The organism is Planomonospora parontospora, assembly GCA_014647935.1.
Classification (GTDB): Bacteria; Actinomycetota; Actinomycetes; order Streptosporangiales; family Streptosporangiaceae; genus Planomonospora; species Planomonospora parontospora.
Genome location: BMQD01000036.1, coordinates 1 through 12,125, shown reverse-complemented (window position 1 = coordinate 12,125; position 12,125 = coordinate 1). Strand labels below are relative to the sequence as shown.

Annotated in this window: 9 protein-coding genes and 1 riboswitch; of the genes, 8 read left to right on the top strand and 1 reads right to left on the bottom strand. The window is 68.9% G+C overall.

The window, feature by feature from the left end:
* The first annotated feature begins 22 nt into the window (after positions 1-22).
* Together lysX and IEZ07_RS32070 are read left to right on the top strand one after the other, a co-directional pair.
* Positions 23-1,528, top strand: a complete 1,506-nt coding sequence (lysX, locus tag IEZ07_RS32075) for a bifunctional lysylphosphatidylglycerol synthetase/lysine--tRNA ligase LysX (protein WP_191898240.1) — start codon at positions 23-25, stop codon at positions 1,526-1,528.
* A 653-nt stretch (positions 1,529-2,181) separates the two neighbouring features.
* Positions 2,182-2,382 (top strand): LuxR C-terminal-related transcriptional regulator, encoded by a 201-nt coding sequence (locus IEZ07_RS32070; RefSeq protein WP_307729044.1) that lies wholly within the window; start codon positions 2,182-2,184, stop codon positions 2,380-2,382.
* 91 nt (positions 2,383-2,473) lie between these two features.
* Here the strand turns inward: IEZ07_RS32070 and IEZ07_RS32065 are convergent, their stop codons facing one another.
* Positions 2,474-3,517 (bottom strand): C40 family peptidase, encoded by a 1,044-nt coding sequence (locus IEZ07_RS32065; RefSeq protein WP_191898239.1) that lies wholly within the window; start codon positions 3,515-3,517, stop codon positions 2,474-2,476.
* A gap of 8 nt (positions 3,518-3,525) precedes the next feature.
* Positions 3,526-3,679, bottom strand: a riboswitch (cyclic di-AMP (ydaO/yuaA leader).
* 479 nt (positions 3,680-4,158) lie between these two features.
* Here IEZ07_RS32065 and IEZ07_RS32060 point away from each other — a divergent pair.
* The 6 genes from IEZ07_RS32060 to IEZ07_RS32035 all read left to right on the top strand — a co-directional run bounded on the left by IEZ07_RS32060 (position 4,159) and on the right by IEZ07_RS32035 (position 12,068).
* The gene (locus IEZ07_RS32060; RefSeq protein WP_191898238.1) at positions 4,159-4,734 is read left to right on the top strand and encodes an amino-acid N-acetyltransferase; all 576 of its coding nucleotides are present in this window, start codon (positions 4,159-4,161) and stop codon (positions 4,732-4,734) included.
* Between the two features lie 96 nt (positions 4,735-4,830).
* Positions 4,831-6,087 (top strand): RDD family protein, encoded by a 1,257-nt coding sequence (locus IEZ07_RS32055; protein WP_191898237.1) that lies wholly within the window; start codon positions 4,831-4,833, stop codon positions 6,085-6,087.
* A 135-nt stretch (positions 6,088-6,222) separates the two neighbouring features.
* Positions 6,223-6,960, top strand: coding sequence for an RDD family protein (locus IEZ07_RS36085; protein ID WP_275413869.1), 738 nt, complete (start codon positions 6,223-6,225; stop codon positions 6,958-6,960).
* A gap of 526 nt (positions 6,961-7,486) precedes the next feature.
* On the top strand, positions 7,487-7,819 hold the full coding sequence (locus IEZ07_RS32045; protein ID WP_191898235.1) for a histone-like nucleoid-structuring protein Lsr2: 333 nt from the start codon (positions 7,487-7,489) through the stop codon (positions 7,817-7,819).
* 370 nt (positions 7,820-8,189) lie between these two features.
* Entirely contained in the window at positions 8,190-10,700 is a 2,511-nt protein-coding gene (locus IEZ07_RS32040; RefSeq protein ID WP_191898234.1) for an ATP-dependent Clp protease ATP-binding subunit, read from the top strand.
* Between the two features lie 399 nt (positions 10,701-11,099).
* Positions 11,100-12,068: a TIM barrel protein gene (locus tag IEZ07_RS32035; protein ID WP_191898233.1), complete on the top strand. Its 969-nt coding sequence runs from the start codon at positions 11,100-11,102 to the stop codon at positions 12,066-12,068.
* The last annotated feature ends 57 nt before the right edge of the window (positions 12,069-12,125 follow it).

Here is a 12,125-nt window from a genome sequence, read left to right as displayed (position 1 = left end):
GGACATCGGTAACCTTGACCGCGTGACCGACCATGTGACTGCAGCCGAGGATCTGCCCGAGCAGATGCGCGTGCGCCGGGAGAAGCTCGACCGCCTCCGTTCCGAGGGCGTCGACCCCTACCCGGTGAACTTCCCGCGCACCGCGACCAACGCCGAGATCCGCGACAAATACGCCGGTCTCGCCGCTGACACCGCGACCGGCGACAGGGTGGGCGTCACGGGCCGCGTCATGCTGTCGCGGACCGGCGGCAAGCTCTGCTTCGCCACCATCCGGGACGGCTCCGGCGACCTGCAGGTCATGATCTCGCTGGACCGGGTGGGCGAGGAGTCCCTCGCCGCCTGGAAGCGCGACGTCGACCTGGGCGACCACATCGGCATCGAGGGCGAGGTCATCACCTCGCGCCGCGGCGAGCTGTCCATCCTGGCCGACCGGTGGGCGATCACCTCCAAGTGCCTGCGCCCGCTGCCGGAGAAGCACGCCGGGCTCACCGACCCCGAGGCGCGGGTACGGCAGCGCTACGTGGACCTCATCGTCAACGACGAGGCCCGCAAGATGGCCTACACCCGCAGCGCCGTCGTCCGCGCGATCCGCGACTTCTGGCACGGCGAGGGCTATCTCGAGGTCGAGACGCCGATGCTCCAGCCGATCCACGGCGGTGCGGCGGCCCGGCCGTTCAAGACCCACATCAACGCCTACGACATGGAGCTCTACCTCCGCATCGCGATCGAGCTCTACCTCAAGCGGCTCGTGGTCGGCGGCATCGAGAAGGTCTTCGAGATCAACCGCAACTTCCGCAACGAGGGCGCGGACTCCACCCACAACCCCGAGTTCACCATGCTCGAGGCGTACGGGACGTACCTCGACTACCACGACATGGCCGACCTGACCCAGCGGATGATCCAGAACGCGGCCGTGGCCGCGCTGGGCCGCTCCGTGGTGGAGCACGACGGGGTGGAGGTCGACCTCGGGCTGGCCGAGTGGCCGCGGATCACGCTGTACGGCTCCGTCTCGGAGGCGCTCGGCGAGGAGGTCACCACCGAGACCTCCCTGGAGCAGGTCCGCAAGCTGGCCGACGCGCGGGAGATCCACTGGGACCCCAAGTGGGGCCAGGGCAAGCTCGTCCAGGAGATCTTCGAAGCGCTGGTCGAGCACACGCTGATCCAGCCCACGTTCGTCATGGACTACCCGCTGGAGACCTCCCCGCTGGCCCGCCAGCACCGCGACAACCCGCTGCTCACCGAGAAGTGGGACCTGATCGGCTTCGGCACCGAGCTGGGCACCGCCTTCTCCGAGCTGGTGGACCCGGTCGAGCAGCGCCGCCGCCTCACCGAGCAGTCCCTGCTCGCCGCGGGCGGTGACCCGGAGGCCATGCAGCTTGACGAGGACTTCCTCGCCGCCCTGGAATACGCGATGCCGCCGACCGGCGGGATGGGGCTGGGCGTCGACCGCCTCGTCATGGCCTTCACCGGCAAGAACATCCGCGAGACCATCCTGTTCCCGCTGGTCAAGCCGACCGGCGGAGCCTGACGGGCGGTCACGGCCGGGGGCGGCGCCCCCGGCCGTGACGGTGCGTCCCGCGTGCCGGGGCGCGCCTTTCAACGCACGGATCAGAAACTCCGTTTCGGCCGTGCCCTATATAGCCGGAAGATCAATCATCCCGGCGGTTATTAACGAATGCAGAGAAATGAGCCTCGCGTCCGGCAGCCGGACGCGAGGCTCCTTCTGTTTCGGCCGTGGTGCTCCAGTGACCGACGTGACAAAAGTCTCATGCCTGCCGTGCAGTGCGGGACGGGGCGACCCTGCGGGCGCGGCGGCGGGACGGTCCCGTCGGCGAGGGCGTTCCGCTCCCGGGCCGTCGCCCGTGCTCGCAGGCCGTTCGTCCGTGCTCGCAGGCCGTTCGCCGGACGGTCGCCGAGCCGTTCGCGCCCGGCCGCCGTCCGGCCTCGGCTTATTCGCAAAACCCCGACATATCGTCAGTACTTCACGTAATAGCCACTAAGTCAATGTAGGTCCCCGGATCTATGGAGAGCAGAACTTGACGACCTTTGAAGAAGACGTTTACCGTTCCTGACGGGCGGCATTGGTTCCGATCACACTCACGGCTGGATGCCGGTGCGGGGGAGGACCTCTAGATGGCATATCCAGAAGTCGTAGTGGATGCCCGTCGCGGCCTTCTGGCCGTGAGCGAGGTGGATCTGAGCGACGAGGATCTCGTCCTCCTGGCGGAACTCGCCAAGGGGGTCACGGTGGACCGCGTGGGACGGCGTCTCGACATCAGCGGGCGCACCGTCCGGCGGAGGCTGCGCGGCATCTGCGATCGCATCGGCGTTGCCACGGCCATCGAGGCCGTGGCATGGGCCGCCCGCCGCCGCCTGATCTGACCCGCGTCCGGCCCGGAGCCGTGCCCGGCCGGGCGGTCCGGAACCGCGTCCGGCCGGACTCCGCCTCAGCCCGCGGGCCGTACGGCGCGTCTCAGTCCGCGATCCGTACGGCGCCGGCGAACGGGCGGCCCGCGATCGGGGCGATGCGGACGACGTCGCCGGTCCGCGGCGCGTGGACCATCAGGCCCCCGCCGATGTAGATCCCGACGTGGTGCAGGTCCCGGTGGAAGAAGATCAGGTCTCCGGGGCGCATCTGCTCCTTGGGGATCTGCGTGCCCGCGGTCCACTGGTTGCCGGTGTAGTGCGGCAGGCTGATCCCGACCTTCTGGTAGGCCCACATGACCAGGCCCGAGCAGTCATAGCTGTTGGGACCCTCGGCGCCCCACACGTAGGGCTTGAGCTGCTGGCTGAGCGCCCAGCGGGCGGCCTCGGCGGCCTTCCCGCCGCCCACGATCGGCATGTCGACCTTCACGGCCCGGCCCCCGCCGCCGGCGCGCTCGCGCACCTCCCGGAACAGGTTGCTCTCGACCCGGGCGACCAGCCGCTCGATCTTGGTGCGCTTGGTGCCGAGTTTGTCGAGGAGGGCGGTGACCTCGGCGGTCCGCGCCTTCGCGCTGGCCTTCGCCCGCTCGGCGGCCTGGATCGCCCGGCTGACCTGGGCGACCTCCTCGCTCTGCCGCTGCTGGAGGGCGTAGGCGGCGGCCGCCTGGTCGAGGAAGGAGTCGGGGTCGCCGGAGGAGGTGAAGGCGAGACCGCCGCCCAGGCCGCCCGTCATGTAGCTGCTCTGCGCGAGCAGGCTGGCCTTGTGCCGCCGGGACTCCAGCTGGGACTCGCTGGTGGCGAGGGTCTTCTTGGCGGCGGCGGCGGCTCGCTCGGCCTGCTTGAGCTTGACCCGCTCCCCGTTGTACTGCTCGCTGAGCTGGGCGATCTCCGTGTGCAGCTTGTCGGCCTGCTTGGCGAGCTGCTGGAGGCTCGGCTGGGGGTCGGCGGTGGCGACCAGGGGGGTCCCGAGGGTCAGGGACGCGAAGACGGCTGCGACGACGGTGATCCGGAGCGGGAATCCGTGCGGGGTGCGTTCTCGATAGCGGGCGTGCTTGCCCGCATGCTCTCTCCCGCGTTCGCGCGTGCGCTTCACCAACAGGCTCCTCTTCCTCGCACCGCCTACCGGGTTAGCTGACGGGTTCGGGCCGGAGGCAGCCCTACCGAGAGCGCTGACGGCGTCTCGGATTCACCCCGGGGGACTTCAGGGAGGTGGGTCCCCGGTTCTCCGGGCTCGGAGATTCGGCGGGCCGGCTCTCGGGGTGAGCCGACATCGAGCCTGGACACTAGTGCAATGGGAGTTCAAGCTCAACCAGAACTCCAAACTTGGTAAGGGTTCTCAAACAAGGAAATCACGGACAGGTCACGCGGAATCATGATCCACATGTGATTGCGCCGCGCGTTCCCGGCTCCCGGTCGCAGGGTGAGGTCTTCGCAGGTCCGCGCTGCCGCATCCGGGGAGACCGGCGGCCGGAGGAAGGCGCCGGGGTGTGGTACGGCTCACGGCGGGTGACGCATGATGCTTCTGGGAGGTGAGTTAAGGACGAGCCGTAACTAAGGACGACAGAGGACGTACTCTGATCGGTTGTGACTCCTCCGCTCCCTGCGGGAGCGGCTTCGCGCCTCCCTCGGAGCGAGGTAGGCGACGGCCAGGCCCTGACCGTTTCGAACACGGGAACCATGACGGAGGGATTCCTCCCGCCGGGTGGATCCGGTGGTTCCCCCGCTAGGAGAATGATGGAGCAGGTTGCGGAGCACTTCCCCACGCGGGCCGTACCCGAGGCGGAGACGATCACCGTGCGCCGGGCGCGGACCCCGGACGTGCGGTCCATCAGGCGGCTCGTCGACACCTACGCCGGGGCGGGCCCGCGCCTGCTGGAGAAGGCCACCGTCACGCTGTACGAGGACGTGCAGGAGTTCTGGGTGGCCGAGCGGGCCGGCCGGGTCGTCGGCTGCGGCGCGCTCCACGTGCTCTGGGAGGACCTGGCCGAGATCCGCACGGTCGCCGTCGACCCCTCCTGCCGGAAGATGGGCATCGGTCACCTGATCGTCTCCCAGCTCATCCGCGCCGCCCGCGAACTCGGCCTGCGCCGGGTCTTCTGCCTGACGTTCGAGGTCGATTTCTTCGCCCGGCACGGATTCCGCGAGATCCAGGGGACGCCGGTCTCCCCGGAGGTCTACGCGGAGCTTCTCGCCTCCTACGACGAGGGCGTCGCGGAGTTTCTCGATCTCGAACACGTCAAGCCGAACACCTTGGGGAACACCAGGATGCTGCTGCACCTCGGCGAGAATGACGCCGGGGCTGACTCCTAGGAAAGGTGACTGTTCTTACCTATGTCGATACCTTGTGCAGCAGCAAGCATGCATGTCTGACATAAGACACATGCCCAGTCGAAGTGAGGTGACGCGGTGAGCACCGGACAGCCGCCGTATCCGCAGGATGATCCCGACCGCGATCGCACACCGTCGGGGCAGCCGGAATACGGACAGCAGAACGCGTACGGTCAGCACGCCCAGGGCGGGCACGACCCCGACGTGACGATCGTGGGATACCGGGGCGAGGGCACGGGCCCGCAGACCCCGCCCGCCTACGGCCAGCAGGGCTACGGGCAGCAGGGCACGGGCGCGTACGGCCAGCAGCCCGGCTACGGCCAGCAGGCCGCCCAGCCGGGCTACGGCCAGGCGGCCTCCCACGAGCAGGGCTACGGCCAGCAGCCCGGCTACGGCCAGCAGGCCGCCCAGCCCGGCTACGGCCAGCAGCAGGGTTACGGCCAGCAGGCGGCCCAGCCGGGCTACGGCCAGGCGGCCTCCCACGAGCAGGGCTACGGCCAGCAGCAGGGTTACGGCCAGCAGGCCGCCCAGCCCGGCTACGGCCAGCAGCCCGGCTACGGGCAGCAGGGCACGAGCGCGTACGGCCAGCAGCAGGGCTACGGCCAGCAGGCGGCCCAGCCGGGCTACGGCCAGGCGGCCTCCCACGAGCAGGGCTACGGCCAGCAGCAGGGTTACGGCCAGCAGGCCGCCCAGCCCGGTTACGGCCAGCAGGCGGCCCAGCCGGGCTACGGCCAGCAGGGTTACGGTCAGCAGCCCGGTTACGGCCAGCAGGGCTACGGCCAGCCCCAGGGGTACGGCCAGCAGGGTTACGCCCCGCAGGGCGTGACGCCCCCCGGAGTCCCCGCTCCGCTCGCGGAGTGGTGGCAGCGCCTGGTGGCCCGCCTCGTCGACGGGGTGATCCTGGCGGTCCCCACGGTCATCCTCAGTTTCGCGCTGGCCGGATTGATCGTGCCGTACAGCTTCAGCGCCAACGGGCTCGTCGAGGGGAGCACCTTCCTCTACAGCCTGGTCACCGCGCTTCTCGGGTTCCTGATCTACGCTGGCTACGAGTTCTTCATGCTCAAGCAGAACGGCCAGACCGTCGGCAAGATGGTCATGGGCATCAAGGTGGTCCCGGTCGGGAGCGCCTCGACGGTCGGCGGGCTCTCGGCGGACGCCGCCATCAAGCGCGCGGGTGTGCTCTACGGCCCGGCGGGTCTGCGCTGGATCCCGGTCGTCGGATGGCTCACCAGCATCTTCAGCCTGGTGAACGTGCTCTGGCAGTTCTGGGACAAGCCCTTCCAGCAGTGCCTGCACGACAAGGTCGCTTCGACGGCGGTCGTGAAGATCAAATAGTTCCGTGATCGACGGGGCCGGCGGAGGAACCGCCGGCCCCGCTTTCATGCCCGGGCGGGAAAACGGTGTCGGAAGGTCTTCCCGGGGCAGACTGCGGGGGACTGCAAAACCATTCGCGCCGGCGGGAGGAACGCCATGGCCGCCTCTCCGCGTCCCGGAGACAATCACCTCGGGCCGGCTTCTTCCCCGTCCGCGGACTCCTATACGGCCGCGCCGGTTCCGCAACTCCCGGACGGGACGGGCTTCTCCCTTTCCCGGACCGCGAGGACCGGAGGGGCGGGCGGAGGCCGAGCGAGGACTCCCGCTCCTTCGGGAGGCGCGGGAACGCCATCCGGTAAGGGAGCCTTCCGCCGGACGGATCCGCCGCTTCCGTCGCCGTGTCCGGCACTCCCGGACGCTCCGCCGCCCGCCGAATGGTGGGAACGATTGGCGGCGCGCATCATCGACGCCGTCGGCTTCGTGGCGCTCTACTGGATTCTCTCGCTGTCGTTCTACTCCCTCCTCGCGCCGGCGGGTGAAGGCCGTACCGCCGATCCCCGGGCGCTGCCGGGGTTGTTCGCCGGTCTGATCGCCTTTGGCGGTTATACGCTCTACGACTATGTCCTGCACGTCCGGGACGGTCGTACGATCGGCAAGAAACTCATGGGGATCAGGCTGGCACCGTACGGCGGCGCGGGCCCGGATCGGGCCGGTCTGGCGAGGAGGGCGGCTCTCTACCCGGGCGTTCTCCTGACCGCGGGCATTCCCGCGGTGAGCCTCCTGGCCGCGGTCCTCGGCTTCGCGGGGGCGCTGTTCATCCTCATGGACAAACCCCTTCAGCGGGGACCGCACGACAGGCTGGCCGGGACCGTGGTGGTCAAGGACCTGCGGTGATGCGGCCCGCCACCGAAAGCGATCGATCTGTGATCACTCTGTCACTCTTTTCCCCGGCGCTTTACGGAGTGCAACCGGTAAGACGCCTGGAGAGAAGCATTAAGGTGGTGGATGAGCGTCATGGGCGTCCTGGGACGCACATCGCTCCTGGAAGCCGCTATGGTCATGTGTGAGCTGATCCGCCCGCCCGGTCGTGCCCCCGGACCGCGATGTCGCCACGGAAAGTCCCATGACCCGGAATGTCGCCCCGCTGCGGAGTGAGGACCAATGTACGAGGTAATGTCCGCGTTGATACCCCCCGCGGTCGTCGGCGGGGTCTTCGTGTATGGAGTTTTCAAGCTTCTTCGCAGTGAGGCAGCCGGTCGTCGCCCCGCGAAACGGGCCGATCAGGGCGAGTCGCAGAACGGCTGATCGCCTCTTCCCGGCTCTCGCGGGAGAATCACCGGACTCCGGAATTGCTGCGCTCTCACCGTGGGTATATGTTTGGCTAGCGAATGAAACAATACTCCGCGAAAGGATTGCGTAGATGGCCAAGCAGATCCAGGAGATTCTCATCGACGACCTCGATGGGGGCGAGGCCAATGAGACTGTCTCCTTCGCGATTGACGGCACCAGCTATGAGATTGACCTGAGTGACGTAAACGCGAAGAAGCTCCGCGACTCCCTCTCGCCTTTCGTGGCGAGCGCCCGTCGCGCCGGGGCCCTGCCCTCCCGTCGCCGCCGTGCCGGCGGGACGAGGGCGCTGACCCGGGAGAAGAGCGCGGAGATCCGGGCATGGGCCAAGGCCCAGGGCCGCAACGTCAGCGAGCGCGGCCGGATCGCCTCCAAGATCGTCGAAGAGTACGAGGCGACGCACTGACCGGTGGTCGGCGAGAGCGGTTCGCCGACCGGTGAATCATGCGGTTATGGCGGTCACGGTGGGGTCCGGTGGCGGCCATGACCGCATGATGCGTTCCGGGGCCCGCTCCGCGCTTCCGCCCGGACCCGCGGTCCGGACGGCCTCTCCGGCGCACCCGGGTCGCGAATGCGGTCTCAGTGGTCGATAAACGTCGTTCGCTTGCGGCGTATCGGGAACATCGCACCCCCGATAGGTAGTTGGATAGAGCGTGAACGCCCTGCTCTCGGGGAACGTCTTCTACGTAGAGCGGTTGCCGGGTCGGGGCTACCATGCGGGAGGACAGGGCCCGGATATCCCGGACCTGCCTGACCGCTCTGTGAGGAGCGACGAGATGTTCGAGAGGTTCACCGACCGCGCACGGCGGGTTGTCGTCCTGGCCCAAGAAGAGGCCCGGATGCTCAACCACAACTACATCGGTACGGAGCACATTCTTCTTGGTCTGATCCATGAAGGTGAAGGCGTTGCCGCCAAGGCTCTGGAGAGCCTCGGCATCAGTCTTGAGGGTGTGCGTCAGCAGGTCGAGGAGATCATCGGCCAGGGACAGTCCGCGCCGTCGGGGCACATTCCGTTCACCCCGCGCGCCAAGAAGGTCCTTGAGCTGTCGCTCCGCGAGGCCTTGCAGCTGGGTCACAACTACATCGGCACCGAGCACATCCTGCTCGGCCTCATCCGCGAGGGCGAGGGCGTCGCCGCCCAGGTGCTGGTGAAGCTGGGCGCCGATCTCAACCGGGTGCGTCAGCAGGTCATCCAGTTGCTCCACGGCTACCAGGGCAAGGAGCCGGCCGCCTCGGGCGGGCCGCAGGAGGCCGCGCCGTCGACCTCCCTCGTGCTCGACCAGTTCGGCCGCAACCTGACCCAGGCCGCCCGCGAGGGCAAGCTCGACCCGGTGATCGGCCGCGACAAGGAGATCGAGCGGGTCATGCAGGTCCTCTCCCGGAGGACCAAGAACAACCCGGTCCTGGTGGGCGAGCCCGGCGTGGGCAAGACCGCCGTCGTCGAGGGCCTGTCCCAGAAGATCGTCAAGGGCGAGGTGCCCGAGACGCTCAAGGACAAGCAGCTCTACACCCTGGACCTCGGCGCGCTGGTGGCCGGTTCGCGCTACCGCGGTGACTTCGAGGAGCGCCTGAAGAAGGTCCTCAAGGAGATCCGCACCCGCGGCGACATCATCCTGTTCATCGACGAGCTGCACACGCTCGTCGGCGCGGGCGCCGCGGAGGGCGCGATCGACGCCGCCAGCATCCTCAAGCCGATGCTGGCCCGCGGCGAGCTGCAGACCATCGGCGCCACCACGCTCGACGAGTACCGCAAGCACCTGGAGAAGGACGCGGCGCTGGAGCGGCGCTTCCAGCCGATCCAGGTGGCCGAGCCCAGCCTCAGCCACACGATCGAGATCCTCAAGGGTCTGCGCGACCGCTACGAGGCGCACCACCGGGTCTCCATCACCGACGGCGCCCTGGTGGCCGCCGCGCAGCTGGCCGACCGCTACATCAGCGACCGGTTCCTGCCGGACAAGGCGATCGACCTCATCGACGAGGCCGGCTCGCGTATGCGCATCCGTCGCATGACCGCGCCGCCGGACCTCCGCGAGTACGACGAGAAGATCGCCAACGTGCGGCGCGAGAAGGAGTCCGCGATCGACGCGCAGGACTTCGAGAAGGCCGCGGCCCTGCGCGACCAGGAGAAGCAGCTCCAGCTCAAGCGCGAGCGCCGGGAGAAGGAGTGGAAGGCCGGCGACATGGACGTCGTGGCCGAGGTCACCGAGGAGCTCATCGCCGAGGTCCTCGCCACCGCCACCGGCATCCCGGTCTTCAAGCTCACCGAGGAGGAGTCCCAGCGGCTGCTCCGCATGGAGGACGAGCTGCACAAGCGGATCATCGGCCAGGACGACGCGATCAAGGGTCTGTCCCGTTCGATCCGCCGGACGCGCGCCGGTCTGAAGGACCCGCGCCGCCCGGGTGGCTCGTTCATCTTCGCCGGCCCGTCCGGTGTCGGTAAGACCGAGCTGTCCAAGACGCTCGCCGAGTTCCTGTTCGGGGACGAGGAAGCGCTGATCATGCTCGACATGTCCGAGTTCATGGAGAAGCACACCGTCTCCAGGCTGTTCGGCTCCCCGCCCGGCTACGTCGGCTACGAGGAGGGCGGTCAGCTCACCGAGAAGGTGCGGCGCAAGCCGTTCTCCGTGGTCCTCTTCGACGAGATCGAGAAGGCCCACCCGGACATCTTCAACTCGCTGCTGCAGATCCTGGAGGACGGTCGCCTGACCGACGCCCAGGGCCGGGTGGTGGACTTCAAGAACACCGTCATCATCATGACGACCAACCTCGGCACCCGGGACATCTCCAAGGGCATCGGGGTGGGCTTCGCGAAGTCCAACGACACCGAGTCCAACTACGACCGGATGAAGGCGAAGGTCCAGGAGGAGCTCAAGCAGCACTTCCGGCCCGAGTTCCTCAACCGCGTCGACGACATCGTGGTCTTCCACCAGCTGACCCCGAAGGAGATCATCCAGATCGTGGACCTGATGCTCGCCCAGGTGGCCGAGCGCCTGAAGGACCGCGACATGGGCCTGGAGGTCACCCAGGAAGCCAAGCAGCTGCTGGCCGACCGCGGTTACGACCCGGTGATGGGCGCTCGCCCGCTCCGCCGGACGATCCAGCGCGAGCTGGAGGACACGCTGTCGGAGAAGATCCTCTACGGCGAGCTCCGCCCCGGTCAGATCGTCAAGATCGCGATCGAGGGCGAGGGCGAGGAGGCCAAGTTCACCTTCGCCGGTGAGAACGCGCCGGGAGGCAACCGGGTCCCCGACTCGGCCGCCTCCATCGTGGAGCCGATCCAGCACTGACGCAGCACGGACCGACCCCGGCCGCGAACGGCCGGACAGGCAAAGGCGGACCCCGCCGTGAGCACCTCACGGCGGGGTCCGCCTATTTGTTACCCAAGGGTGCTTCTCGCCACCAAATGTAGTACTACACTCTGTAGAGCGAACTGGACCACGTCCCGCCGGCTGCCCGGACACCATTCCGTCCCGGCGGGGACCGGTCCCAGAGATCAGCCCAGCGATGTACGGGCGTGTCAGCTCCGGGAGTGACGCGCGGATCGGCGCCGGTGGGAGATGCTCGACGGACCGGGTCGAGTTCCCGGCAGACAAGGGACGCGACGGCCCACGAGGCCGGGCCCGCGGGCGCAGGGCGGCCGCGGACGACCGGAGTCTCTTACACGGAACACGCCTGGGAGGCACCCGATGCGCTTGCGGCACGAGGACGGGACGCTCGTCCACCTGGCCTACAACGCGGGCGTGCATCCCGCCGAGGACCTGGAGAACCTGATCGCGCACCTGACCCGCTACGCGGTCCCGGTGCGCAAGCGCCTCGGCGTGGAGCGGATGGGGGTCGGCCTCTGGCTCTCGCCGGCCGTCGCCGACCACCTCACCGCCGACCGGATCGAGCTGGTACGGCTCCGCCGCTCCCTGGAGGAGCGCGGCCTGGAGGTCGTCAGCCTCAACGGCACCGGCGGCCGCAACCAGGAGGCTCCCGGACCTGACTGGGCCAAGCCCGAGCGCTACCGCTACACGATGGCGCTGGCCAGGATCCTGGCCTTCCTGCTCCCGGAGGACGTGCGGTTCGGCAGCATCTCCACCATCCCCATCGGCTGGCGCCGCGACTGGCCCGCCGACCTGCACGCGATCGCCGCCCGCCGCCTCGAACGCCTCTCCCGCGAGCTGAGGGGCCTGTACGGCGTGACCGGCAAGACCATCAGGGTCGGCTTCGAGCCCTGGCCCGGCTGCGTGCTGGAGACCACCGAGCAGGCCCTCGAGCGGGTCTGCGGCATCGACTCCGAGCACCTCGGGGTCTGCCTGGACGCCTGCCACCTGGCCGGGGGCACGATGGGCGCCGGGATCACGGAGGAGGCCGGAACGGCGCTGCGCGGCCTGGCCGCGGCGGGCACGCCCGTGGTCAAGCTCGGGCACGTCCACAACCACGCGGGCGACTCCTGCCGGGAGCTACCGAGTACCCGCCCGGTCCTGGAGGACACGCTCACCGCGATGCTCTCCGGGGCGGTGAGCGGCACCGCCCACATCGAGGTCGAGATCCACGACCTGGCCGTGCCGTTGCGGACGAGAGGCCCCGGCGCGCTCGTCAGCGCGCTGGCCGAGGAGCTCGACTGGGCCCGCAGCAACCTCACCGCCCTGGGTCTGCGGCTCGCCGCCTGAGCGGTCCGTCACCCGTCCCCGCCCGTCTGAGCGGTCCGTCACCCGTCCCCGCCCGTC